The sequence below is a fragment of the Bacteroides acidifaciens genome, assembly GCF_903181435.1.
GTDB lineage: Bacteria > Bacteroidota > Bacteroidia > Bacteroidales > Bacteroidaceae > Bacteroides.
Map to the genome: position 1 here is coordinate 886,634 of NZ_CAEUHO010000004.1, position 26,998 is coordinate 913,631.

Annotated in this window: 23 protein-coding genes; 16 read left to right on the forward strand and 7 right to left on the reverse strand. The window is 43.7% G+C overall.

What is annotated here, in order from left to right; all coding sequences use genetic code 11:
- Window positions 1-61: 61 nt before the first annotated feature.
- The 9 genes from folP to CLIN57ABFB40_RS15450 all read left to right on the forward strand — a co-directional run bounded on the left by folP (window position 62) and on the right by CLIN57ABFB40_RS15450 (window position 13,977).
- Window positions 62-928 carry a dihydropteroate synthase gene (gene folP / locus CLIN57ABFB40_RS15410; protein WP_175630901.1) on the forward strand — a complete coding sequence of 289 codons (867 nt, stop codon included), beginning with the start codon at window positions 62-64 and terminating at the stop codon, window positions 926-928.
- A gap of 12 nt (window positions 929-940) precedes the next feature.
- Window positions 941-1,705, forward strand: coding sequence for a diadenylate cyclase CdaA (gene cdaA, locus CLIN57ABFB40_RS15415; RefSeq protein WP_175630902.1), 765 nt, complete (start codon window positions 941-943; stop codon window positions 1,703-1,705).
- A gap of 116 nt (window positions 1,706-1,821) precedes the next feature.
- Window positions 1,822-2,940, forward strand: a complete 1,119-nt coding sequence (locus tag CLIN57ABFB40_RS15420; protein ID WP_175630903.1) for an AAA family ATPase — start codon at window positions 1,822-1,824, stop codon at window positions 2,938-2,940.
- Window positions 2,941-3,091: 151 nt separating this feature from the next.
- Complete coding sequence (locus CLIN57ABFB40_RS15425) at window positions 3,092-5,428, forward strand: beta-galactosidase (RefSeq protein ID WP_175630904.1); 2,337 nt, start codon at window positions 3,092-3,094, stop codon at window positions 5,426-5,428.
- Window positions 5,429-5,488: 60 nt separating this feature from the next.
- A complete protein-coding gene (locus tag CLIN57ABFB40_RS15430; RefSeq protein ID WP_175630905.1) occupies window positions 5,489-6,460 on the forward strand; it encodes a glycoside hydrolase family 43 protein in 972 nt (323 codons plus the stop codon).
- Between the two features lie 192 nt (window positions 6,461-6,652).
- Window positions 6,653-9,112, forward strand: coding sequence for an alpha-L-arabinofuranosidase C-terminal domain-containing protein (locus CLIN57ABFB40_RS15435; protein ID WP_175630906.1), 2,460 nt, complete (start codon window positions 6,653-6,655; stop codon window positions 9,110-9,112).
- 257 nt (window positions 9,113-9,369) lie between these two features.
- Entirely contained in the window at window positions 9,370-11,325 is a 1,956-nt protein-coding gene (locus CLIN57ABFB40_RS15440) for a glycoside hydrolase family 97 protein (protein WP_175630907.1), read from the forward strand.
- 353 nt (window positions 11,326-11,678) lie between these two features.
- A complete protein-coding gene (locus CLIN57ABFB40_RS15445) occupies window positions 11,679-12,935 on the forward strand; it encodes a DUF2264 domain-containing protein (protein WP_175630908.1) in 1,257 nt (418 codons plus the stop codon).
- A 28-nt stretch (window positions 12,936-12,963) separates the two neighbouring features.
- A complete protein-coding gene (locus tag CLIN57ABFB40_RS15450) occupies window positions 12,964-13,977 on the forward strand; it encodes a glycoside hydrolase family 43 protein (protein ID WP_175630909.1) in 1,014 nt (337 codons plus the stop codon).
- 761 nt (window positions 13,978-14,738) lie between these two features.
- Here CLIN57ABFB40_RS15450 and CLIN57ABFB40_RS15455 read toward each other — a convergent pair.
- The gene (locus CLIN57ABFB40_RS15455) at window positions 14,739-15,260 is read right to left on the reverse strand and encodes a helix-turn-helix domain-containing protein (protein ID WP_175630910.1); all 522 of its coding nucleotides are present in this window, start codon (window positions 15,258-15,260) and stop codon (window positions 14,739-14,741) included.
- A 131-nt stretch (window positions 15,261-15,391) separates the two neighbouring features.
- Here CLIN57ABFB40_RS15455 and CLIN57ABFB40_RS15460 point away from each other — a divergent pair, with 131 nt between their 5' ends.
- Together CLIN57ABFB40_RS15460 and CLIN57ABFB40_RS15465 are read left to right on the forward strand one after the other, a co-directional pair.
- Window positions 15,392-15,817 (forward strand): hypothetical protein, encoded by a 426-nt coding sequence (locus CLIN57ABFB40_RS15460; protein WP_175630911.1) that lies wholly within the window; start codon window positions 15,392-15,394, stop codon window positions 15,815-15,817.
- An 8-nt stretch (window positions 15,818-15,825) separates the two neighbouring features.
- A complete protein-coding gene (locus tag CLIN57ABFB40_RS15465; protein ID WP_175630912.1) occupies window positions 15,826-16,059 on the forward strand; it encodes a hypothetical protein in 234 nt (77 codons plus the stop codon).
- 107 nt (window positions 16,060-16,166) lie between these two features.
- Here the strand turns inward: CLIN57ABFB40_RS15465 and istB are convergent, their stop codons facing one another.
- Window positions 16,167-16,940, reverse strand: a complete 774-nt coding sequence (gene istB / locus CLIN57ABFB40_RS15470) for an IS21-like element helper ATPase IstB (RefSeq protein ID WP_065539093.1) — start codon at window positions 16,938-16,940, stop codon at window positions 16,167-16,169.
- The gene (gene istA, locus CLIN57ABFB40_RS15475) at window positions 16,930-18,495 is read right to left on the reverse strand and encodes an IS21 family transposase (protein ID WP_175628403.1); all 1,566 of its coding nucleotides are present in this window, start codon (window positions 18,493-18,495) and stop codon (window positions 16,930-16,932) included. Before istA ends, istB begins: the two co-directional genes overlap by 11 nt.
- Before the next feature lie 164 nt (window positions 18,496-18,659).
- Between istA and CLIN57ABFB40_RS15480 the strand changes: the two genes are divergently transcribed.
- From CLIN57ABFB40_RS15480 to CLIN57ABFB40_RS15500, 5 genes are all read left to right on the forward strand, one after another.
- Window positions 18,660-19,646, forward strand: coding sequence for an RNA-directed DNA polymerase (locus CLIN57ABFB40_RS15480; RefSeq protein WP_262886971.1), 987 nt, complete (start codon window positions 18,660-18,662; stop codon window positions 19,644-19,646).
- A gap of 9 nt (window positions 19,647-19,655) precedes the next feature.
- Entirely contained in the window at window positions 19,656-20,030 is a 375-nt protein-coding gene (locus tag CLIN57ABFB40_RS15485) for a hypothetical protein (protein WP_175630913.1), read from the forward strand.
- A 233-nt stretch (window positions 20,031-20,263) separates the two neighbouring features.
- Window positions 20,264-21,085 (forward strand): DNA adenine methylase, encoded by an 822-nt coding sequence (locus CLIN57ABFB40_RS15490; RefSeq protein WP_175630914.1) that lies wholly within the window; start codon window positions 20,264-20,266, stop codon window positions 21,083-21,085.
- A gap of 303 nt (window positions 21,086-21,388) precedes the next feature.
- The gene (locus CLIN57ABFB40_RS15495) at window positions 21,389-22,684 is read left to right on the forward strand and encodes a BNR repeat-containing protein (protein WP_175630915.1); all 1,296 of its coding nucleotides are present in this window, start codon (window positions 21,389-21,391) and stop codon (window positions 22,682-22,684) included.
- Between the two features lie 4 nt (window positions 22,685-22,688).
- Window positions 22,689-23,822: a glycoside hydrolase family 88 protein gene (locus CLIN57ABFB40_RS15500; RefSeq protein WP_175630916.1), complete on the forward strand. Its 1,134-nt coding sequence runs from the start codon at window positions 22,689-22,691 to the stop codon at window positions 23,820-23,822.
- Window positions 23,823-23,830: 8 nt separating this feature from the next.
- Here the strand turns inward: CLIN57ABFB40_RS15500 and CLIN57ABFB40_RS15505 are convergent, their stop codons facing one another.
- From CLIN57ABFB40_RS15505 to CLIN57ABFB40_RS15520, 4 genes are read right to left on the reverse strand one after another with little or no spacing between them, the layout of a single operon-like run.
- Entirely contained in the window at window positions 23,831-24,847 is a 1,017-nt protein-coding gene (locus CLIN57ABFB40_RS15505) for a GNAT family N-acetyltransferase (protein ID WP_175630917.1), read from the reverse strand.
- A 17-nt stretch (window positions 24,848-24,864) separates the two neighbouring features.
- Window positions 24,865-25,782: a DUF2156 domain-containing protein gene (locus tag CLIN57ABFB40_RS15510; protein WP_175630918.1), complete on the reverse strand. Its 918-nt coding sequence runs from the start codon at window positions 25,780-25,782 to the stop codon at window positions 24,865-24,867.
- Window positions 25,783-25,838: 56 nt separating this feature from the next.
- Window positions 25,839-26,534: an LrgB family protein gene (locus CLIN57ABFB40_RS15515; RefSeq protein WP_175630919.1), complete on the reverse strand. Its 696-nt coding sequence runs from the start codon at window positions 26,532-26,534 to the stop codon at window positions 25,839-25,841.
- Window positions 26,531-26,974, reverse strand: a complete 444-nt coding sequence (locus CLIN57ABFB40_RS15520) for a CidA/LrgA family protein (RefSeq protein ID WP_175630920.1) — start codon at window positions 26,972-26,974, stop codon at window positions 26,531-26,533. Before CLIN57ABFB40_RS15520 ends, CLIN57ABFB40_RS15515 begins: the two co-directional genes overlap by 4 nt.
- Window positions 26,975-26,998 lie beyond the last annotated feature (24 nt).

Consider the following 26,998-nt stretch of genomic DNA (forward strand, 5'->3'; position numbering starts at 1 on the left):
TTTAGTGCAATACTTGCTTTTTTTATCTACATTTGTAGGCAATCTAAAAGGAATAGTATCAATGATAAAACCTATATCTCCTATTTATATAAATGTGAAAGGGCAGTTGCTCGACCTCGCCGTTCCGCAGGTGATGGGTATCTTGAATGTGACTCCCGATTCTTTTTATTCCGGCAGCCGGATGCAGACCGAAGAAGATATTGCAGCCCGTGCCCGGCAAATCATTGACGAAGGTGCTTCCATTATTGATATAGGGGCTTATTCTTCGCGTCCTAATGCCGAACATATTTCTGCCGAAGAGGAAATGCGCAGGCTGCGCACCGGACTGGAAATCCTGAACCGTAACCATCCGGACGCTGTCATCTCTGTGGATACTTTCCGTGCTGATGTGGCGGAACAATGTGTGAAGGAATATGGAGTAGCCATTATCAATGACATAGCTGCCGGTGAGATGGACGACCGTATGTTCCGTACGGTAGCCGAATTGGGCGTGCCATATATCATGATGCATATGCAGGGAACCCCGCAGAGTATGCAGAAAGAACCTCATTACGACAATCTGATAAAAGAGGTGTTCCTGTATTTCGCCCGTAAAGTGCAGCAACTCCGTGATTTGGGAGTAAAAGATATTATCCTCGACCCGGGATTCGGATTCGGTAAGACATTGGAGCATAATTATGAGCTGATGGCGCACTTGGAAGAATTCAGCATTTTCGAACTTCCGCTCTTGGTGGGGGTATCCCGGAAATCCATGATTTATAAATTATTGGGCGGAACCCCGCAGGATTCGCTGAACGGGACAACCGTATTGGATACTGTGGCGTTAATGAAAGGCGCGAATATCCTTCGCGTACATGATGTACGCGAAGCCGTGGAAGCCGTCCGAATCACGGAAAAGATAAAAGAAGAGAGTTCATATAGCAAATAAAAGGAAGATAGCATGTTTTTTGAATTTGGCATAAAAGATTTTATTGATATTCTGCTGGTAGCTTTGCTGTTGTACTATACCTACAAACTGATGAAAGCATCCGGCTCCATCAAGGTTTTCACCGGCATCCTTGTTTTTATCTTGATTTGGCTCGTAGTGACGCAAGTGCTGGAAATGAAACTGTTGGGTTCTATTTTCGACACCTTAATGAATGTGGGTGTGATAGCCTTGATTGTTCTTTTCCAGGATGAGATACGCCGTTTCTTGCTGACCTTGGGTTCTCACCGTCACGTCAGTGCATTGGCACGGCTTTTCAACGGCTCGAAGAAAGAAGCCCTGAAGCATGACGACATTATGCCGGTGGTGATGGCTTGCCTGAGTATGGGCAAACAAAAAGTCGGCGCGTTGATTGTCATTGAACATAATGTCCCCTTAGATGAAATCGTCCGTACAGGCGAAGTGATTGATGCAGCAATCAACCAACGCCTGATTGAAAACATATTCTTCAAGAACAGCCCTCTGCATGACGGCGCAATGGTCATCAGTAAGAAACGTATCAAAGCGGTCGGATGTATCCTTCCTGTATCCCATGACTTGAATATTCCCAAAGAATTAGGATTGCGCCACCGTGCGGCTATGGGAATCTCGCAACAATCGGACGCCCATGCCATCATTGTTTCTGAAGAAACGGGCGCTATTTCCGTAGCTTATCGCGGGCAATTCTATCTCCGATTGAATGCGGAAGAGCTGGAAAGCCTGCTGACAAAAGAAAACTGATTTTAGTTATAGTAATGTAGTAATGGTCAAAAGATGATGGTCATTTTATGACCATCATCTTTTGACCATTACTATAAATTCATTATCTTTGGAGCAGAAACCAATGTAATATAGGTATGAACAATCCTTTTGTAACTAATGGCTATGTTTCAGCAAAGTACTTCTGTGATAGGGAAAAAGAGACAGAGGACGTGATAACAATGCTACTTAACGGAAATAATATAGCTTTGATTTCTCCGCGACGATATGGAAAGACGGATTTAATCAGGCATTGTTTTTCTTGTCCGGAAATAAACAAGCGTTTTTATACGTTTATTGTGGACATTTATGCGACCCGTTCATTGCGTGATTTGGTAAATAAGCTTGGGAAAGCTATTTTGGAAGAGTTGAAACCCCGTGGAAGACAATCCTGGGAATTATTTGTTAATGCTATGTCCTCTTTGAAAGCCGGTATTTCTTATGATATATCGGGGATGCCTTCCTGGTCTATTAGTTTGGGAGATATCACTAATCCGGCAGTTTCCTTGGATGAAATATTTAACTATTTGCAGAAAGCGGACAAGCCCTGTCTGGTGGCGATTGATGAATTTCAACAGATAGGAAAATATGACGAAGATACCGTTGAGGCAACATTACGTACATATGTGCAGTATTGCAGCAATGCTCACTTTATATTTGCCGGTTCGCAGCGGCATTTAATGGGAAGCATCTTTACTTCTCCTTCCCGTCCGTTCTATCAGAGTGTGACTATTATGAATCTTCCCCCTATCTCGAAAGATAAATACCGGGAATTTGCAGTCGGGCATTTTCGTGAGAATCATAAGACTCTATGTCCGGACGTGGTTGATGCTTTGTACGACCGCTTTGAAGGTGGAACCTTTTATTTGCAGAAAGTGATGAATGTGCTTTTTCTCAAGACTCCGGAGAAGGGTGTCTGCGGAATGGATATGATACAGACTGCCGTTGATTATATTGTAAACTTCACAGCGGATACCTATGCCGAACTTTTATATCAATTACCCGAAAAACAAAAAGAAGTTTTTATTGCTATTAATAAAGAAGGAAAAGCTAGGGCCGTCAATTCGGGAGCGTTTTGCAAACGTTATGGGCTAGCATCCCCCAGTTCTGTCAAGTCTGCTGTGAATGGGCTTTTGGATAAGGACTTTATCACAAAAGAACGTGATTATTATGAGGTGTATGATAAGTTTTTTAGTCTCTGGTTAGCAAAACAATAATTCCGGAAATATATAGAAATAAAGCAAAATAGCCCCTGATGGGGCTATTTTGCTTTATTTCCAACCCTTTTTGAATGATAATTATGCCCTCTCATTTAGGTGAATCGCCTACCTTTGCCGTATACTATTAAAATTCTATATTGAATAAACCATGAAAAACAGATTGATAGCTTTACTGGTACTTTTTACAGTCATTATCTTTAGTAGTGCACAGGCACAAACTACTGCCCGTAAATTTGAGGTTGGCAAGAATACATTCTTGCTCGACGGCAAACCATTTGTGGTGAAAGCGGCCGAACTGCATTACACCCGCATCCCGCAGGCATATTGGGACCATCGCATTGAGATGTGCAAAGCGTTGGGGATGAATACGATTTGTATCTATATCTTTTGGAATATCCACGAACAGGAAGAAGGAAAGTTCGACTTCTCCGGTCAGAATGATATTGCCGCTTTTTGCCGTACCGCACAGAAACATGGCATGTATGTCATTGTCCGTCCCGGCCCGTATGTATGTGCGGAATGGGAGATGGGCGGACTTCCCTGGTGGCTGCTGAAGAAAAAAGACGTGGCATTGCGCACGCTCGACCCTTATTATATGGAACGTGTAGGCATCTTTATGAAAGAAATCGGCAAGCAACTGGCATCGCTGCAAGTAAATAAAGGCGGTAATATCATCATGGTGCAGGTGGAAAACGAATATGGCTCTTATGGGACAGACAAGCCCTACGTATCTGCCGTGCGTGATTTAGTCCGCGAATCCGGTTTCACCGATGTGCCTTTGTTCCAATGTGATTGGAGCAGTAACTTTACCAACAACGCGCTTGACGACCTTATTTGGACGGTAAACTTCGGAACAGGAGCCAATATCGACCAGCAATTCAAGAAACTCAAAGAGCTTCGTCCCGAAACTCCGCTGATGTGCAGTGAATTTTGGAGTGGCTGGTTCGACCATTGGGGACGCAAACATGAGACACGCCCTGCCAAAGATATGGTACAAGGTATCAAGGAGATGCTCGACCGCAATATCTCTTTCAGTCTCTATATGACTCACGGTGGAACAACCTTCGGACATTGGGGCGGCGCCAACAACCCGGCTTATTCTGCCATGTGCAGTTCTTATGATTATGATGCGCCAATCAGTGAGCCCGGTTGGACGACAGAGAAATACTTCCTATTGCGTGACTTGTTGAAAAACTATCTCCCGGCTGGCGAGACATTGCCGGAAGCTCCCGCTGCATTGCCTGTAATAGAGATTCCCGAATTTCACTTCACTAAAATAGCTCCGCTTTTCTCTAACCTGCCGGAAGCGAAACACTCGGTGGATATTCAACCGATGGAACAGTTCAATCAGGGTTGGGGAACAATCTTGTATCGCACAACTCTGCTTGAAACTACTGCCGCAGGCACAACCTTGAAGATAACAGAAGTGCACGACTGGGCACAGATATATGCCGACGGCAAGCTCCTGGCTCGTTTAGACCGTCGCAAAGGAGAGTTTACAACGACTCTGCCCGCACTGAAGAAAGGTACGCAACTGGATATTCTTGTTGAAGCGATGGGACGTGTCAATTTTGACAAATCCATCCATGACCGCAAGGGTATCACAGAAAAAGTGGAACTGATTTCGGGCGACCGGACTAAGGAACTGAAAAACTGGACGGTGTATAACTTCCCGGTAGATTACTCTTTTATTAAAAACAAGAACTATCAGGATACTAAGGCACTGCCTACTATGCCTGCTTATTATAAGGCTACCTTTAAACTCGATAAAGTAGGAGATACCTTCCTCGACATGAGCACATGGGGCAAAGGCATGGTTTGGGTGAACGGTCATGCCATGGGACGTTTTTGGGAAATCGGTCCACAGCAAACCCTCTTCATGCCAGGCTGTTGGCTGAAAGAAGGAGAGAATGAAATCCTTGTCCTGGACTTGAAAGGTCCGGCAAAAGCCACCATTAAAGGCTTGAAGAAACCTATCCTCGATGTACTTCGTGAAAAAGCACCGGAAACACATCGTAAGGAAGGCGAAAAACTGAATCTGTCAACTGAGAAAGCCGTATATGAAGGCGCCTTTACCCCGGGCAACGGCTGGCAGGAAGTACGCTTCACCGCTCCGGTGAAAGGACGTTTCTTCTGTCTCGAAGCATTGTCTCCGCAAGCCAACGATAACATTGCCGCCATTGCAGAATTTGACGTATTAGGCGCGGACGGCAAACCGGTATCCCGCGAACATTGGAAGATTCGTTACGCCGACAGCGAAGAAACCCGCAGTGGCAACCGTACCGCCGATAAGATATTCGACTTGCAGGAATCCACTTTCTGGATGACAGTGGATAATGTGGCTTATCCTCATCACTTGGTGATTGACTTGAGCAAAGTGGAAACGGTGACAGGCTTCCGTTATCTTCCCCGTGCCGAAAAGAATTATCCGGGCATGATTCGCGAATATCGTGTATATGTGAAACCTGCGGATTTCAAATATTAAATTATCGTATATCAATAATCATACACCAATTATCACCATACACCAAGCATTGAATGTAAAATGAATATGAAGAAATATATCACCCTCTTGGTACTCCTTTTTATAGGAGTGCTAACCGGCTATTGCCAGCAATCCGCCTACCTGTTTGTTTACTTCATCGGAAATAAGATGAGCGAAGAAGCCATTCGAATGGCTGTCAGCCTTGACGGATATAATTATAAAGCTCTGAATGGCAACCAACCGATACTTGATTCCCGTGTGATAAGCTCTACGGGCGGAGTACGCGACCCTCATATCCTGCGTTGTGAGGATGGCAAGACATTCTATATGGTGGTTACCGACATGGTATCCGGGAACGGATGGAATTCCAACCGTGCCATGGTATTATTAAAATCGAAAGACCTGGTGCACTGGACATCCAATATTATAAATATTCAGAAGAAATATCCTGCTCAGGAAAACCTGAAACGTGTATGGGCTCCCCAAACCGTCTATGACAAGGAAGCCGGAAAGTATATGGTATATTGGTCAATGAAACATGGCAATGGCGCAGATATTATTTATTATGCATATGCCAATAAGGACTTTACCGACCTCGAAGGCGAACCGAAACCCTTGTTTCTGCCGAAGAACGGAAAATCATGTATCGACGGAGACATTATCTACAAAGACGGGCTTTATCACCTGTTCTATAAGACGGAAGGGGATGGCAATGGAATCAAAAAAGCGACTACCACCTCTCTGACTTCCGGACAATGGACGGAATCGGATGATTATAAACAGCAGACGAAAGAAGCTGTGGAAGGTGCAGGCATCTTCCCGCTGATAGGTTCGGACAAATATATTCTGATGTACGATGTATACATGAAAGGCAAGTATCAGTTTACGGAAAGTATCGACCTGGAGAACTTTAAAGTGATAGACCATGCCGTCAGCATGGATTTCCATCCCCGTCACGGCACCGTGACACCTATCACCGGAAAGGAACTGAACTGCCTGTACAAGGCCTATGGAAAACCGGAAGGCCTATAACAAGCCGAAGTAAATCACGGCTTTACTACTGGAAAATCATACATACTACTGGAAAGGTGTACAAATTATTCTTGTTAATTTGCTGCTTGCTATGCTTTTGAATAATAATTGGTAATTTTACACTTAAAAGGTATTCGCTGTAACAGTGAAACTCTTATCTTTGCGATTGATAATCTTAATGATACTTATGCCATGAGAAAATTATTCCTGCTGTCAGTTGTCTTGTTTTTGTCGTTTCAACAGGTCACTTTAGCTGCAATCAAAGAAACGGCGAGCGTACCGGATTCTGTCTCTCTTTTCTCCTATGCCACCCGCAGCGACGACGGGCGGAGCGGACTTCGTTTTGCATGGAGCATGGACGGGAAACACTGGTTCGAAGTAGGTCAGGGAACAGGCTATCTCCGTTGTGATTACAGTCGTTGGGGTTCACAGAAAAAGATGCTCGACCCCTTCTTGAAACAGCTTCCCGGTGGAGAATGGCTCTGTACCTGGAAACTGAATGCCCACGACGGATACGGACAGGCAAAATCAAAAGACCTGGTTTATTGGGAAAGCCAGAGGTATCCCCGGACAACTTCTGATTTTGAAGGCATAAGAACTAAGGCAATTATTGCCGGACAAGAACAGACAGGAAATATCAACCGTGTGTCTTGGGCAATAGTGGACGAACTGACGAAAAGCCATGAAAGGAACCAATATCGAAATGCTTTGCATGCGGAACGTCCCGTACAGGACAAAGAGCGTTTCGCCGGACTGAAACCTGTAAAGGCTACCATCACGGCGCAACCGGAAGAAACAAAGGAAATCAGTGATTTACTGTTGGGTATCTTCTTTGAGGATATTAACTACTCTGCCGATGGTGGCTTATACGCAGAATTGGTTCAAAACAGGGATTTCGAATATGACCCGTCCGACCGTGAGGGGGATAAGAATTGGAATAGTACCCATTCCTGGAATTTGAAAGGGGAGAATGCGGCATTTACAATAAACACAACGAGCCCTATCCATCCGAACAACCCTCATTATGCTGTATTGGATATAAAGCAGCCGGGAGCTGTGTTGATAAATACAGGTTTTGACGGTATAGCTCTTAAAGCTGCCGAAAAGTATAATATCTCTTTGTTTGGCCGTATTCCGGCAGGGTATAAGTCCAATAAACTACTCATACGTCTGGTTGATGCCAATGGCACAGTACAGGGAGAAACCTCAATTACAGTTTCTTCCCGTTCATGGAAGAAATATAAAGCGGTATTGACCGCGAAAGCATCTGCAGATACACATTTGGAACTCCAACCGCAATCAATAGGTGAAGTCGAACTGGATATGATTTCTCTATTCCCGCAGAATACATTCAAAGGCAGAAAGAACGGACTGCGTGCCGATTTGGCTCAGACGCTTGCTGATATGCATCCCCGCTTTGTCCGTTTCCCGGGTGGCTGTGTGGCTCATGGCGATGGTCTGAAGAATATCTATCAATGGAAAAATACGATTGGCTCGCTGGAAGCCCGTAAACCCGCCCGCAACCTTTGGGGATATCATCAGAGTATGGGACTGGGGTATTATGAATATTTCCAGTTCTGTGAAGACATCGGTGCCGAACCGCTGCCGGTACTTGCTGCCGGTGTCCCTTGTCAGAACTCCGCTTGTCACGGTGATTTGAGGGGCGGACAGCAAGGCGGGATTCCGATGAGTGAAATGCCGGCTTATATTCAGGACATTCTGGATTTGATAGAATGGGCGAACGGTGACGCGAAAAAGACAAAATGGGGAAAGGTGCGTGCCGAAGCCGGGCATCCGAAACCTTTCAATCTGAAATATATCGGTATTGGTAACGAAGACCTTATCACTGATATCTTTGAAGAACGTTTCACTATGATTTTCAATGCGATAAAAGAGAAATATCCCGAAATAACCGTTGTAGGTACTGTCGGCCCTTTCAATGAGGGCACGGATTACGTCGAAGGTTGGAAACTGGCGGATAAACTGGGTATTCCTATGGTAGACGAACATTATTATCAGTCTCCGGGCTGGTTCCTTCATAACCAGGACTTCTACGATAAATACGACCGCAGTAAAAAAACAAAAGTTTATCTGGGTGAATATGCCACCCATATCCCCGGACGAAAGGCCAATATGGAAACTGCATTGACCGAAGCCCTTTACCTCACAGCTTTGGAACGCAATGGTGATGTTGTAAGTATGACTTCTTATGCTCCTTTGCTGGCGAAAGAAAAGCATACCCAATGGAGCCCGGATTTGATTTACTTCAATAACCGTGAAGTGAAACCGACCACCGGATATTATGTCCAGAAGCTATATGGACAGAATGCAGGGGACCACTATATCCCTTCACAGATAAGCCTGGATAATCAAGACAACCGTGTGAAACTTCGTGTAGGTTCTTCCATTGTCCGTGACAGCAAGACCGGAGATGTAATTGTGAAGTTGGTGAACTTATTGCCAGTCAGTGTGGAAACAGAAGTGCAATTACCGGGAATTGACGGTATTCAGTCTTCTGCTACAAGAACGGTATTGGCAGGTGCCCCGGAATCAACTCCGCTTCCCGTAGTCGATACAATCGAAATAGGAACAAACTTCCAGCAGCAACTACCTGCTTATTCATTTACGGTGATTCGTTTGAAGACGAGGTAGAAATAGATAGAAATAAAAGAAATGAGAACGTATCAGCACGTAGATAGGTACTTTCTAAAGACAATTAACAACCCTGGTAGATTTAGTCTACTGTTTAGCTAATCTTAATTTTCTGTCTGCCGACTCAGTTTTCGTTTGACTTAAGTCAAACGATAGGTTGACTTAAGTTGAACGAGCGCTTGACTTAAGTCAAACGAAAGCTGAATTGTATAGGATTAAATTAATGGCTGCTAATACATAACTTAAAATTAGTATATATGAAGAAAATTATAAGCATATTGGCTCTGTTTCTCGGTCTGGACACTCTTGCAGCGCAAGATGTAGTGGTAAAAGGCCCGGATGAAAAACTGCAATTAGTCGTATTTGTGCAGAACGAAGAAAGCCCTTGTTATTCCGTTACCTATAACGGAAAGACAATGCTGGAAAAATCCCCTTTGGGAATCAGTACGAATATAGGAGATTTTACAAAGGGGGTGAAACTGACCGGACATGCTGTTGAAGTGATAGATACGGTATATCAACAGACGCGCATTAAAACGTCCCAAATACATTATCGCGCCAACGAACTGACCTGTAATCTCGAGAATGCGCAAGGGCAGAAGGTAGGAGTCATTTTTCGTGTAAGTGATAATGATGTCGCTTTCCGCTATACTTTGCCGAGACAAAGCGGGAAAGGGAGTGTTACCGTCAATAATGAACAGACCGGTTTCCGCTTCCCGCAGCAGACTACTACTTTCCTGTGTCCGCAAAGTGATGCTATGATTGGCTGGAAACGTACGAAGCCGAGCTATGAAGAAGAGTATAAAGCGGATGCGCTGATGGGTGAACGTTCGCAGTACGGGCATGGATACACCTTTCCTTGTCTGTTCCGCATAGGTGATGATGGCTGGGTATTGGTGAGTGAGACGGGAGTGGACAGCCGTTACTGCGGTTCCCGTTTGAGCGACGTAAGTGAAGGAAACCTGTACACTGTCGCCTTCCCGATGGCGGAAGAAAACAATGGGAACGGAACGGTTGCTCCGGCATTTGCCTTACCCGGTGCTACTCCTTGGCGTACTATCACTGTCGGCGAGACGTTGAAGCCGATTGTGGAAACAACCGTTCCCTGGGATGTCGTGAGTCCTCTTTATGAGACGAAACATGATTATCGTTTCGGACGCGGCACATGGAGCTGGATTCTTTGGCAGGATGACAGCATCAATTATGACGACCAGATTCGCTATATAGATTTTGCTGCCGCTATGGGATATGAATATGCACTAATTGATAACTGGTGGGATACACGCATCGGACGCGACCGGATGAAATCTTTGATAGAATATGCCCGCAGCAAAGGTGTGGAACTGTTTTTATGGTATAGTTCTTCCGGCTATTGGAATGATATAGAACAAGGACCTGTCAACCATATGGATAATGCCATCATCCGCAAGCGTGAAATGAAATGGCTGCAAAGTCTGGGTGTGAAAGGAATCAAAGTCGATTTCTTCGGTGGCGACAAACAAGAAACGATGCGTCTGTATGAAGACATCCTCAGTGATGCCGACGACCACGGGCTGATGGTCATCCTCCACGGCTGTACCATTCCTCGCGGCTGGGAACGTATGTACCCCAATTATGTAGGTAGCGAAGCCGTACTGGCATCCGAAAATATGGTGTTTAACCAGCACTTCTGCGATGAAGAAGCATTCAATACTTGCCTGCATCCGTTTATCCGTAATACGGTAGGCAGTATGGAATTTGGCGGCTGCTTCCTGAACAAACGTCTGAACCGTAACAATGACGGCGGTACGACTCGTCGCACTACTGATATATTCCAATTGGCTACCACCGTTTTATTCCAGAACCCTGTTCAGAACTTTGCCCTTGCTCCGAATAACTTGAATGATGTTTCTCCAGTTTGCATGGACTTTATGAAAGCAGTTCCCACCACTTGGGATGAAACACGTTTCATTGACGGGTATCCGGGAAAGTATGTAGTATTGGCTCGCCGTCACGGAAATACTTGGTATGTCGCCGCCGTGAATGCCGGAAAAGAGCTGTTGAAACTGTCACTGGATTTGGAAATGTTTGCCGGAAAAACGATTTCTCTTTATAAAGATGATAAAAAGGGAGAGCAGCAACTTGTTCCGTTAAAGGTGAAGGAGAGTGGTAAAGTACAATTGGAGGTTTATTCTCAGGGAGGGGTTGTGCTCTGTAGCCAATCTCGGGAGTAAAGCATTGCCACTAAAACGTATTTGGTTCTTAATCAAATCCTTTAAGATGCATATAGCTTGGATAATTTATTTGCTATTTCTAATATGCCGATATCCCTTTATCCATCGACCTTTCAATGAGCTTTACTAGCACGGAATTTGATTAAGAACCAAATATTTTCTGGTTGCCCCTGAGCTTAATGGAAGGAATACCTTTTATTGAATGGATTGATAGGTGGAAACCTTATTAATTTCGTATATAAAAGTGTCTCTGTATGAAATTTGGTCTTTTTGTATCCCTTTTTTGACACAAATTTGGACGTTTTTTTTATGAGTATGAACTTTTTTTGTAAACGAAAAACCTAAATAATATCATGAACTTGAATAGACATTGCGTATTACTATTGCTTATGGCAATCTTGATGATTCCGTCACAAGACCTGTCGGCAAAAAAGAAGAAACAAGTGAAAGAACCGACCGACCGTGAGTTATGGGCGGGAGTGATATATCGTATGGCTGCTCCTGTACTTAGTAATATGAGTGAAGGCAAGTTACAGGAAAATATGTTGGTAGAGTTAAGCCCGACATGGGACGGAAGAAATAAAAGGGTTACTTATATGGAATGTTTCGGACGTTTGATGGCAGGACTGGCTCCCTGGATTTCATTGCCGGATGATGATACGGTTGAAGGTGGTCAACGCAAACAACTGCGTGAATGGGCGCTCAAGAGTTATGCGCAGGCTGTCGACCCGGAAAGTCCCGATTATTTGTTGTGGAGAAAGGAAGGTCAAACCCTGGTGGATGCCGCTTATATCGCGGAAAGTTTCATAAGAGGATATGATGCTTTATGGGTTCCGTTGGACAGCGTGACGAAACAACGTTATATTACCGAGTTTACACAGCTTCACCGGGTAGACCCGCCTTATACGAATTGGTTATTGTTCTCTGCTACCGTAGAAGCCTTTCTACGGAAAGCGGGTGCGCCAAGTGATACTTACCGCATAGCTTCGGCGCTGCGCAAAGTGGAAGAATGGTACGTCGGTGACGGCTGGTATTCGGATGGAAAGGATTTTGCTTTCGACTATTACAATAGTTTTGTATTGCATCCCATGTATATAGAACCGCTGGAAGTAATGACCAACGGCGGAAAGAATAAAGTCTGGAATATGCCGGACTGTGATTACAACCGTGCGGTAAAACGGATGCAACGTTTCGGAATGATTTTGGAACGGTTCATCTCTCCCGAAGGGACACTCCCTGTTTTCGGTCGTTCTATTACCTATCGTACAGGAACTTTGCAGCCTTTAGCATTGCTGGCATGGAGAGAATGGTTACCCAAGGAATTGTCGAACGGACAAGTGCGTGCAGCCATGACGGCTGTTATTAAACGAATGTTTGGCGATGACCGTAATTTCAATGAAAAAGGATTCCTGACGTTGGGATTCAATGGCAAGCAACCGGATATATCCGACTGGTACACAAATAATGGTAGCTTATATATGGCATCACTTGCTTTCCTGCCGCTCGGACTTCCGGCTGACCATCCCTTCTGGACATCTCCTGCTGAAGACTGGACAAGTAAAAAAGCCTGGGAAGGGAATGACTTTCCGAAAGACCATGCTTTTCATTGATAATGAATTAACCAACAAATATTGATATATGACTAGACTATTATTACTGTTTGTGGCTTGCGTAGGTTTGCTTCCACTATCCGTACAGGCTCAGAAGAATACGAACTTTATTCCCGGAGAAGTGTGGAAAGATACCGATGGAAATCCGATTAACGCTCATGGCGGCGGACTTCTTTATCACGATGGCACATATTATTGGTATGGTGAATACAAAAAAGGAAAAACCATCTTGCCCGAATGGGCTACCTGGGAATGTTACCGTACGGATGTGACCGGAGTAGGTTGCTACTCTTCCAAAGACTTGCTGAACTGGAAATTTGAAGGCATTGTGCTTCCGGCAGTAAAAGATGACCCGAATCACGACTTGCATCCGTCCAAAGTATTGGAACGTCCGAAAGTGGTTTATAATAAGAAAACGGGCAAGTTCGTAATGTGGGCGCATGTGGAAAGTGCAGATTACAGTAAGGCTTGTGCCGGAGTTGCCGTTGCCGATTCTCCCGCTGGGCCGTTCATTTATCAGGGAAGTTTCCGCCCTAACAATGCAATGAGCCGTGACCAGACCGTTTTTGTGGACGATGATGGTCGTGCCTATCAATTCTATTCTTCCGAGAACAATGAAACCATGTATATCAGCCTGCTGACTGACGACTATCTGAAGCCGAGCGGACGCTTTACACGTAATTTCGTGAAAGAATCCCGTGAAGCTCCGGCTGTATTCAAATATAAGGGTAAGTATTATATGCTCAGTTCCGGTTGTACGGGCTGGGACCCGAATGTGGCTGAGATGGCAGTGGCTGATTCTATTATGGGTACATGGAAAACTATCGGAGACCCATGTACCGGGCCGGATGCGGATAAGACATTTTATGCACAGAGTACTTATGTGCAACCTGTCGTGGGAAAGAAGGATGCATATATCGCCCTTTTCGACCGTTGGAAAAAGAAAGATTTGGAAGACTCCCGCTATGTATGGTTGCCTGTATTGATAAAAGACGGAAAAATTACTATTATGGGCATGAAAACGAAGCGTACAACAGTATGAAGAATGTTTGAATGCGTAAACCTTTGATAATTCGGTAAATAGGTGAGTGTAATAGGGCAGAGGGCTGGAAAACGAAACGCACAAAAGGTTTAAGTTGGTTTAGTTTTGCTTTAAGAACGAGGGCAAAGTGTTTAAGTAGGTGTTTAATGCTGCTTTGCATCGGGTTTAATTTACTTTAATCGCATGGGCGGTCAGATGGCTTTTGGGGGCTTTCTGGCCGCTTTTTTTGTCTGGTGAGTACACCACTGCAAACGAGCAATAACGGCGTAAAATGGGGCTTTTGACAGTGTTGCCTGTTGGTTTTTAGGCGTCGGGTAGGGTAGGGGAGTGGCGAGGCCGCAAGTGCGGAAAAATACCCTTTAGCGGGCGTTTAATTACCAGTTAAATGGACTTTTGGAAATGGTAAGATTGAGGTGTAAATGGTTGGGGAGGATAGGAGGTAAAACGGTACGTTTCGTTTGAAAAATTGGGGTTGGGTATAGTGTTGGGTATAGTGTTGGGTGTAGTTATCGGTAGGAGAATACTCCCCCAAAAGGGCAAAAACGGCTATATAAAAGTGGCTTTTTCGTGAAAATCGACCCCTTTAATTCCTTTTTTGATATTAGAAAAAGAACGGTTATAATCTGTTTAAGTTATTGATTATAACCGTTTAAAGTGTATTTTACTCTCGAAAAAATGAAAAAACAGGATAATCCCTGAAAACACCCATCTAAAGGGAGTAGGTAAGGGGGGATATTAATGGCGTAAAATACGGATTAATGTTACCCGACATTTGCAACGCCAGAAGTCGGGACATCCGATACATTTTTTCCTTTTTCTCGTTCCAACTGAGAAATTCGTTCTCGCAAGCAACCTATTTGTTCCGCTTGTTCTAAAGTTTTTTTATAAAGCATTTCAACAATGGCATTATCCCCAACTAAAGCGTTTGGTGTGTTTTTGTCATCATCAGTATTCTTTGGATGATATTCGCGGTCTAAGTCGTTTTCGTCTTCAATGAAATAGGGCGGAATCTTAACATCAGTATTTCTAAATATGTGATTACCACGCCCCATAAGAAGCCAATAAGGATCAACATCATACCAATCGCAAATTTTAGCAATTATATCGACCCCTGCATTCATACGATAATTCAGAATTTCTGAAAATTTAGCTGGCTTGATACCCATGCGTTCAGCTAAATCAGTCTTGGTTAGCACTAAATTATTAGCGACAATGGCAAGTAGAGCCTCTACTACCCTACTATTGATTTCAGATTTTGACAATATTTGCTCGTATAATTCCATGTTTTCTGAAAAATATTTTTGTGTATTACAGAATTTCTGTATATTTGCAACGTGAAACAAATAACACAGCGGCCAAAGGTAAGAAAAAAAGCCGAGGCGGCAGAATGTTAAACCCTAAAAGTGAAAGGACAATGACACAGAAAGAATTTGAAGACAGGACACGGAGACTGATAACGGTAGAAGATTATCATTTTGTAGAGAATCTCTACATAGCTGCTGGAAATATGGATAAGGACGAGTTCTGTAAAGAAATGAAAGCCATGTGTGCCTATGACGGAGCTAACGATCATATTGAATTACGCCAATGTTTGAAAGAAGTCGGCAGACGTGTTGGTGGAATGGATGCAGAGCTTAGTTTTTTGAAAAAAGCTATAAAGGAAGAGCGGGAGGAACTTGCAGAGTTTCTTATAGGTAAAGCCAGCGTATATAATGACACTGATTTTTATAATAAGGCAGTGAAATTAGTTGGGCAAAAGGAAGTTGTAACCAAAAAAATTAAAATGGGGCTTCCTCTTTGGGAAGAGGATGTACAGTATATCAATGTTAACCTGAAATAAATAGTAATATGGAAAAGTACATAGCAGTAACGAAAGAAAACCGCGAGTTCCTGATTAAGACTTTCAGGACTACTAAAATAGCGGTATGGCGGGCACTGACTTTTGTTGAACGTGGGGGCGACAGCCCACGGGCGCGGAAAATCCGCCATCTGGCACAGCAGCGTGGAGGTATTCTAATGATTACTTCCCCTGCAATAGAAACGATGCACGATGCAGATGGTGGAAAATTTAAAGTCGATTGACCCACTATTATACTCTAAATTGACCCATCAAAAAAATATTAGATTTAAATAAAGAAAAATGCATTTTAACCCGGGTCATTTTCAATTATAATAATCTACAATATATACTATTTCTTTTTAGCATTAATCTTTCTTACAGAATCCCCGGTAAGTTCAATCTTGTGTGCTGTATGTACAATTCTGTCCAGGATTGCGTCAGCTACTGTAGGATCACCAATTGCATCATACCAGCTTTCGACAGGAAGTTGTGATGTTATTATGATTGATTTTAATCCGTGTCTGTCTTCTATTATTTCCATAAGGATTGACCTTTCCCTGGCATCCAGTCCTATAAGAAACAGATCGTCAAGAATCAGCAGTTGACACTTTTCTATTTTTTTCATCTCAGATTCTATAGTGCCCTTGTTTTTGGCAATTTTAAGCTGTCCCATAAGCTTTGACGCATTTGAATACAAAGTCTTTATTCCATTCTTACATGCCTCATATCCTATGGCTGAAGCTATATAGCTTTTACCTGTACCGGAGCTTCCCGTGATGAAAACATTCTGTCCGTCTCTTATAAAATCAAGAGATGCAAGTCTCTCAAGCTGGTTACGGTCAAGGTTACGTTTTATGGTATAGTCTATTTTTTCCATATATGCCTTATATCTGAAGTTTGCAGACTTTATCAGTCTCTCAATGCTTACATTGCGTCTGTAATCATATTCGCTTTCAAGAAGCCATTTAAGAAACTCATCGTTTGTCATACCATCAGAGGATGTGGTCCTGCAGTCATTTCTATATGTTTCAAGCATGCCGTAAAAACGTAACTTGGAGAGTAGTTCCATTATTCTGTCCATATTTTTTCCGACAGTTCTGCTTGTTTTATTATTACTTGTCATTTTTATCCATGTTTTTAGAGTTAAAATAATCCTTGCCTCTGAGATTTCTGTGTTTGGGGGTAAGTTCGGGAGCCTGTCCCTCCATCTGTACATGATACTTCTCATCTTCCCTGTTTACCAGAATACTTTCAAGTTCGTTGTACCCGAACATACCGAATTCCATTGCCACCTGGCATGAAAGAACCACCCTGTCATGTCCGAAACGCTCCACAAGACTTAATATACCATCGGCTGAACGTACGGCCTGGACCGGATATTTCTTGGCAACGGCCACACGCTTTATGTACTCTTCCAATACCGGATCAATTTCACATGCCTTGCGGTATATATCATCCATTCTGATTCTGTATTCATGTAGCACTCCCGAAAGTTTGTGGGACGGTTTTTCTGAATAAGTGAAAGGTGTATCATCCCTGCGATGTGTCGTTATGTGTCTGAACTTATGATATATCTCCACTGTGTCCCCATCATACAGTAATTCTACAGTATCGCCGATATACTCTTTAGGAACACTGTAATAGTGATTGTTAAGCGATACATAACTGTTTCTCATGACAGTTGCCGTTTTCCGGCTTTTTGATATAAATTTTGTTGCCGGCAATGTATGCAGCCTGTCTTTCTCGACTTCGAGGAAACGTTCCCGACGGCTGTAGTTGCGATTGTACATCTTTCGGCTGTTCAACGCATCCGTATGCTTCATTATTTCTATGTTCAAGGCTTCAAGATCATTGAATTTCAATCCCGTCATCTTTGAATACACCTCCCTGTAGAGCAGTCTTACAGCATTCTCAACCAGAGCTTTGTCTTTAGGCTTTCGTACTCTTGCCGGGAAGACAACACATCCATAATGGTCTGCAAATGCAGCAAAGTCGTCATTGATTACAGGTTCAACACCTCCAGGCTTTGTTACGGCTGATTTCAGGTTGTCTGGAACTATGGCATTGGGGACACCTCCAAAATAATGGAAAGCATTTTCACATGCCTGGATAAGGTGTTCTTTCTTTTGTGATGGTACAGCCTCGTAATAAGTAATCTGGCTGCATGGAAGTATAGCGGCAAATACTTCTACGGGAACCTTATTGCCTGTTTTTTCGTATGAGAGATAAAGTTTGTCGCCGGCAAAATCCACATACATCTGATCACCGGCTATATGATCTATGCGTCCAACAGGAATCTTTACTTCCCTTTCTCGTCTGATATATAAACAAAAAGAACAGTAGCTGTAACCTTGTGGACGATTTTTAAGATATTCCTCATACAAAGACCTTCTTGTTGTCCCACGGACCTTAAGTCGTTTCATGTAATCAGGTATACGTTCTTGAAGATACTTATACTCTGCAGAGCCAGACGATTCTTTGTCAGTCTCCGTACCGAAAAGCTCATGCAGATGCTGCTCGTCCATTTTCAACAGACGCTCAAGTTCTATACCCATATCTTCGTATATACGGATATAACGTTTGACTGTATTACGTGAAACAAGGAGAGAAGAACTGATACCGCGGATACTCATTCCTGACTGATAACACCGCAGTATGTGCTTGATTCTTATTTTCATTCTTTAAAATTTTATTCAGTTAATAATACCGGGTTAAAATGCTTTGTAAAGTACGAAAACAAGACTGAAATATGGTAATTATACAGGGGCAATTTTTATTATAATCACAGCGGATCAGTTTCGGTTATAAAGGTGGGTCAGAAGACTTTTATAATAGTGGGTCAATCGACTTTAAATTTTCCAGTGATCCTAACGGGACGCGGTACTGTCTTAAAATAGACGTGCGCAAGTTCTATCCCTCCATCGACCACGGCATACTCAAACAGGTCATTCGGCGCAAGCTGAAAGACCCCGATGTGCTTTGGCTTCTGGACGGCATCATAGATTCAGCCAGCGGCGTGCCTATCGGCAACTACATTTCCCAATATTTCGCCAACCTGTACCTTTCGGAACTCGACCACCTGTTAAAGGAGGACGTCGGGGTGCGGTATTATTACCGTTACGCCGACGACATTGTGCTGCTTTCCGACAGCAAGGAGTATTTAAGCGGCGTTCTGGTATATATCAACCATTACCTGAACGACAGCCGCCTGCTCACGCTGAAAAGCAACTTCCAAATTTATCCCGTGGAAAGTCGGGGTATCGACTTTGTCGGTTACGTGACCTACCACACCCACTGCCTTGCCCGCAAACGTAACAAGCAGGGGTTGTGCAGGGAACTGGCCGCGTTGCGTAAAAAGGGACTGCCTGACGAGGAAATAAGGCTTCGCGTGGCTTCACGCATGGGCTTTATGAAACACTGCGACAGCAATCATTTATTAAAAATACTCGGTATGAAGAAATTTAGCGACATCAAGCCCAAACAGGGCAAACTAACGGGTAGCAAATACCACATCGACGACATCCTGAACCGCGAAATCCATATAACGGCTTTCGACATATCCCCGTCGAAATTCAACAGCGACCAGATGCTGACGCTGCAATATGAGATTTACGAACAAATGGAGGACGAGCAGGGCAAAGTGATAGACGACGAGGGCAACCCTGTCATGGCTTGGATAAAGCACATCACTTTTACAGGGTCAAAAGCCCTTATCCGCCAGCTTGACGGTGTGGAACTGACCGAACCCGTTGCAGCGAAAATAATCAAGCAACCCATCGGGACAGACGGCAAACGCTGCTTTTACAGCATAGTCGATCCCGACCAATAAAAAAGAGTAATGAACACAGTAAGTTACATTGAACGAAAGAAGTATGTAAGGTATGATGCGGACAGCTACCTGCTTTATCTGAACGAAGCCCCCGCCGACGTGGTGGTGGATGAGGACAGCGGCGAAACCGCCCGCGGCTACTCCTACACAGGTGAGGAAACCGACGGTTCTACCCGCATTTCCGTTGATGCACGCACAGTCACCGACGAAAACCGCCGCGGCAAGTTCGTGGCGGGGCTTATCGGCAGGCGTTACAGTATTGACGACCAGATTGCCATCTTGGCAAACAGCGACAACACGGACGAACATGCCGAGGAACTGCGCACGTTTGAAGCCTACCGCGCCGAATGCAAGCGGCAGGTGGACGAACTGCTGAGCCGATAGACACCTGAAGATAGGGGGAAGAAATAGCCCCCAACCTGTTAGTAGGACGCCAATCACATACTAACACAAAGATGCGCCACAACGCACGGTCGGGGGCTAAAATGCCTTTTGACCGCGTTGTGACGCTTTTTTTGTGTGCGGCAATGCCGCATTGTATGTGATTGGCAATGCAAAAGTACGAAAAATAACTCAAACCATATTTATAAACCATTAAAACATTGTTAGTATGCTGAATGATTAAAGTTTATTCAAGTGCGCCACTGCCTTTTCAGGGGCAAAAACGGCGATTTATCAAGGACTTCAAGGAAGTGCTTAAAAAGTTTGACAACATTACCACTGTTGTTGATTTATTCGGTGGGAGCGGATTGCTTTCCCATGTAACCAAACGCGAACGGCCAGACGTTCGGGTTGTATATAACGACTACGATTATTTTTGTGACAGACTGGCCAATGTAGCGACTACAAACGAAATCCTGTTCCAAATAAGGTCTGTTTTGCAGGGAGTTGAACCTGACAAGAAAGTTCCAGCCGAACAACGCGCTCAAATACTTGCCATTATTTCCGAGTATTCCGAAAAGGGATATGTCGATTATATTACGCTGGGTTCTTCGCTTTTATTCAGCGGGAAATGGGCAAAAACGTTTCAGGAATTATCAAAAGAGACGATGTACAATGTTGTAAGAAAGGCGAATTTTGATGTTACAGGGTATTTAGATGGTTTGGAGATCGTCCATAAGGATTACAAGGAACTATTCGCCCAATTCAAAGACGACAAAGATGTTTTGTTCCTGATAGATCCGCCTTATTTAGCAACAGATGTAGTTTCTTATGAAAATTATTGGAAGTTGTCTGATTATCTTGATGTCCTGAAATTGCTGGTAGGCACGAAATACGTTTATTTCACCAGCAACAAGTCACAGATTGTTGAATTGTGCGAGTGGATAAGTACAAATGCTTCGATTGGGAATCCGTTTAAAAATGTAGAAATGCGGACACAACAAACCAGCCTAAATTATCATACCTCTTACACAGATATAATGCTTGTGAGAGAATAAAGCACGGTCAAGATAATACTTTAACCACTATGTAAAGGTAGTAATTTTCTATGAGTTGAGCAACAAAAGTGCATGAAAAATGCGCTCGAAATACAACTTTTTTCCTGCTTTTATAGATGTTCAAAAGGCATTTAATTACCAGTTAAACGGTGATTAAATGCCTTTGTTTTGATGGGGTGAAAAAACAGTGAAAAATGTACGTTTCGTTTTAGAAAGTTGTACGTTTCGTTTTCGCGATTATACTATTCCCTGGCAGGCGAAATGGAATCTTTCCTTCTTTGATAAATAAAAAAGAAAACAAGCATGAAACGGATATTGCTACTGCTTTGCGGGATTATGCTGGTTCCTGTGTTATGTTACTCCCAACATTTGGTGGAAGTGGGGAAGGGGTATAGCTGTACTTCAGTCAACACTGCGGTGTTCCGTAATAATTCCCTGGTTACTCATGGAGATGAGCAGTACATCAGCTATTATGATGCTGACGGTTATCTGACACTGGGAAAACGCAGACTGAACTCCAGACAATGGACGCTGCATCGTACCCAATATCAGGGAAATGTGAAGGACGCCCATAATATCATCAGTATGATGGTGGACGGAGAGGGGTATGTGCACGTTTCTTTTGACCATCATGGTCATAAATTGAATTACTGCCGGAGCATTGCTCCCGGTTCTTTGGAATTGGGAGATAAAATGCCAATGACCGGAGTAGATGAAGGAAATGTCACTTATCCCGAATTTTATCCTTTATCGGGCGGAGATTTATTGTTTGCCTACCGTTCCGGTTCTTCCGGTCGTGGTAATCTGGTAATGAACCGTTACTCATTGAAAGAACAGAAGTGGACTCGTGTGCAGGATGTATTGATTGACGGCGAGAATCAACGAAACGCCTATTGGCAACTATACGTTGATGAACAGGGAACTATCCATCTTTCATGGGTGTGGCGTGAAACCTGGCATGTAGAGACAAACCACGATATTTGTTATGCCCGTTCGTTTGATAATGGTGTAACCTGGTATAAATCGAATGGCGAGCAATATAAACTTCCGATTAAGTTATCGAACGCGGAATATGCTTGTCGCCTGCCTCAAAACTGTGAATTGATAAACCAGACAAGCATGAGTGCCGATGCGGGTGGAAATCCCTATATAGCTACTTATTGGAGAGAACCCGACAGTGACGTACCGCAATATCGCATAGTGTGGAATGACGGGAAAGTATGGCATCACCGGCAGGTGACAGAACGTAAAATGCCTTTTACCCTGAAAGGCGGTGGCACGAAGATGATTCCTATCGCCCGTCCGCGTATTGTCGTAGAGGATGGAGAAGTTTTTTATATCTTCCGCGACGAGGAACGGGGAAGCTGTGTTTCTATAGCTCATGCTGCCGATGCCGGTACCAGCAAATGGACGATAACGGATTTAACCGACTTTCCGGTAGATGCCTGGGAACCGTCACACGACACGGAACTTTGGAAGCAACAACGGAAATTGCATCTCTTTGTACAACATACCCGCCAGGGAGACGGTGAACGTACCGCAGAGATTGAACCTCAGATGGTATATGTGTTGGAAATGAACATGAATACAAATAAATAAAGATATGAAGAATTTATACGTAACTCTTTTCTCCGCTTTCTTTTTAGGAAGCATGGTCTGTGCTGGTTGTACGGATAAGAAAACCGATTCTTCGGAAGAGGTGATAGAGATTATCCATAAGGTGAATGGGTATTGGCAGGCGAACCACCCGGAACATGGCCGTTCCTTTTGGGATAACGCAGCTTATCATACCGGAAATATGGAAGCCTATTTCCTGACAAAGAAGCCGGAATATTTAGAGTTTTCGAAAGGTTGGGCTGAACATAACGAATGGAAAGGTGTTAAATCGGATGATAAAACTTGTTGGAAGTATAGTTATGGAGAAAGTGATGACTATGTGCTTTTCGGGGATTATCAGATTTGTTTCCAGACCTATGCTGATTTATACAATCTGGAACCGGATACACAGAAGATAGCCCGTGCCCGCGAAGTGATGGAATATCAGATGAGTACTCCTAACCATGATTATTGGTGGTGGGCGGATGGTCTGTATATGGTAATGCCTGTTATGACAAAGATGTACAACATCACGAAGAATCCGCTTTACCTGGAGAAACTGCACGAATATCTTGCTTATGCCGACAGTATCATGTATGATGAAGAAGCTGGACTTTACTATCGAGACGGTAAATACGTATATCCCAAGCATAAAAGTATGAACGGTAAAAAAGATTTTTGGGCACGTGGAGACGGCTGGGTATTGGCAGGGTTGGCAAAAGTGCTGAAAGACTTGCCCGAAACAGATAAATACCGTCAGGAATATATAGACCGTTTCTGTACCTTGGCTAAATCCGTAGCTGCCTGCCAGCAATCGGAAGGCTACTGGACACGTAGTATGCTTGACCCGGAACATGCGCCGGGGCCGGAAACCAGTGGAACGGCTTTCTTTACTTACGGTTTACAATGGGGCATAAATAACGGCTTCCTTGATTCCGATGAATATCAGCCGGTAGTTGAAAAAGCATGGAAATACCTGTCGACAGTTGCTTTGCAACCCGATGGAAAGGTTGGCTATGTGCAGCCGATTGGTGAGAAAGCGATACCGGGGCAGGTAGTAGACGCAAATTCTACTTCAAACTTTGGAGTCGGGGCCTTCCTGTTGGCAGCTTGCGAGAGGGTACATTATTTGGATAAATAATCCGTGCCTTAATTCAGCATCAAACTCATAGATGGATTTAGCTTCTTGAGTATTCTCTCTGTTAATTCGCTTATATTCATTTGTATATGTGCACCGGGCAATCGCTCGGTGCTATATCTGCATTTCCCGTCGGATAGATAATAATAACCATTATTCACTGATAACTGCTTGTCTGATACTTCCAGTTGCATTTCATCTTCAGGAAAGGCGGACGCATAAATCTGCAATACTTCTTTAGCATTGATAATACGTGCCATTCCTAGTGAATGTTGAGGCAATTCTTTATCGGGTGGCAGTAATTGGATTATATGGTTACATCCGGTATCTTGTTTAATGGCAAATAATAAACTGTACTCCGTATCTTTATCTTCTGCCAGAAGTTCATTAATAATGATACAGTTTTCTCCTTTATATATAATGGCTACTCCCCGTATTTCATTAGCTTGTCTTGCAACGAATAAATTTCCTCTACTTATAGGTAAGTCTGCCATAATAACCTGGAAATCCTCTGCGGAATGTTGAATGCAACAAGGACGTTCGGACAACTTCTTATTCAAATATGAATAGACTTCATCTTGAGGTTCGGAAACGACATTGACAGTAATCTCTTTGGAAGGGATAAACTCTGGTAAAGTCATCTCCTTGACCGAATATTGAAAGACAGAAGCATATCCCATATGTTTGTAATAATCGAACAGCCAGGGCTCTGCCGGTATCAGTGTGCTGAACTGTACCCCATTCCGCAGCATCCGGGCAAAAGACTGGGATAAGAGTTCGCGCATCACTCCCTTACTTCGAAAATCAGGATGTGTGCAGGCTCCTGAAATATACGAAGTCTGCACCGTTTCTCCGCAGAAAGTCATCGGATAAGGAAGCATCTGAAGCGCAGAGATTACCTCGTCACCACTTTGGATGGCAACGTTCACTTCGTTCTTATAGCGTAGCTTGAAGTACATTTCAACAAACTCTTCGCTATCCTCGAAGCATAATTTCCATAATGCTTTTACTTGTTCCTTTACTATCATATTCGCTCGCCGGGAATTTACCATTTAACCATATCCAACGGATGAATTTTGAGACAAGCCATATACTTTTCAAGAATCGTCACCGGCTGATAAGACAGTTTGGCTTTCCGTAACCCCTCGATTCCTAAATCCTCTTCCCGGTTGATATAAATATACTGTTCGGGAATCCGGTTTGCAAACTCATAGTTAATCATGGCATAAGCACCCTCGATGGAAGTGTCTGCCTTTTCTACATGCACGCCGAATGTCTCGTGATTGATAGGCATGCCAAAAGTGAATGCGACGATTTTTCCGTTCACATGGAGAATGCCACCGGTCAATCCGAGGGCTTCAAAGTTATGAAGGGCATAAATCAAGGCACGGCGTTCATTACCCGTTCCTTCTTGTTGGTCACAATTATTCACTTTGCACCATTCCGCTTCCAAATCCATACATTCCTGGATACGGTCGGGAGTAATCGGGGTATATTCATAATCCGGATATGTATTGCGGAATCGGTTGATATGATTTCTTTTTGCCTGGAATTTCTTTCCTTTTAAAGTCGAAAGGTCGCTTCTCAGATAAATGTAATCAGCATAATCACGGTCTTCCGTGAAAGTAAATTGTCCGGGAAGGATAGCTTCGAGTTCGGCACGCATACAGCTGCATACTCCCAGCATGCAAAAGGGCTGGTTTTCTTGTCCGGCATCTTCTATCAACTCTTTCAATACAGCTTTTAAGTCACCGGCGCCTACAGGCATCATATATGCTAGTTGTTCTCCTGCCCAGAATTTAAATACTAAAAAGTTGTCGATAACAGCGAACTTGGTATCATACAGGAATCTCCAGCTACAAAGATTGGAGAATGACAGGTCACAGTTACGCCGCTCACTTTTCATTGTAAATGAGGTAATCGTGTCTTTATCTGCTAATGTGACATCTTTAAATGAAATCATAAAATTGCGTTTTGCGTTTAACTCTTTATATAACGGAAAATCAAGCAATTTTGTTTTTACAGAATGCCTAACAATCGAAGAATGGTAGGTGTCAGCAGTGCAGTGAATATTCCGTTCAGTGTCAATCCCAGGCTGGCGTATGCTCCGTATTTGCTACTGACATCCATTGCCGTCGAGGTGCCGACTGCATGGGCGGCTGTTCCCATGGAAAGCCCTTGGGCAATCGGACTTCCTACGCGCATAATCTGCATCGTCTTAAACCCGCAGATAGCTCCCAATAACCCGACTGCTACTACAACTGCCGCCGTCAGTGACGGAATGCCGCCGATAGCTTTCGTCACTTCCATCGCAATCGGGGTAGTCACCGATTTGGGAGCCAGAGACAATATTACTTCTTGGGAAGCTCCCATGAATTTCGCAATCAGCACCACCGAAATAACTCCGACGATGCATCCTGCCAACTGAGACAGGAGAATCGGCAATAACTGTTTCTTAATCATTTCCAACTGAAGATATAAAGGTACGCCCAAGGCAACCACGGCCGGACGTAGCCAGAATTCGATAAGATGTCCCCCTTTATTATAAGTCTCATAAGAGATACCGGTCATTTTAAGGAAGATAATAAGAACGGCGATAGTCAGTAATATCGGATTTAGCAATACTAACCCTGTTTTCTTCTGAAGCAACTTGGCAAAGAAGAAAATCCCGAAGGTGATGGCCAGCAGGAAGAAGTTATTTTCTAGGAAACTCATTTGTCTTTATCAGTTAAGTTGTTTTTTTCTTTACGGTGAAGTCTTTCCGGCAGATGGAAATCTGTCAGGTGCAGTTTGCGTGCCAGCTTGATTTGACGCGCCAGTCTGAACTTGCGGACAATCTGGTGAACCCATCCCGTGACAACGAGCACAAGGGCAGTACTTACAATGGTAGCTGTCACTATCGGCCAGAATTCTGCTGCAATAACATCGAAGTATAACATAAGCGCCACTCCAGGCGGGACAAAAAAGAAACCTAAGTTAGCTACCAGAAAGTCGGACAATCCCTGTACCCAATGCAGTTTAATCCAACCTAATTTCAGAAAGAGGGTGAGCAGCAGCATACCGATGATGCTGGAGGGGAGCTTGATACCCGTAAGATAAACTATCAATTCACCCAAAGCCAAACAGCCAAATAAAATGGCGCACTGACGAATCATATACTAATTACCTATTGATTTTGT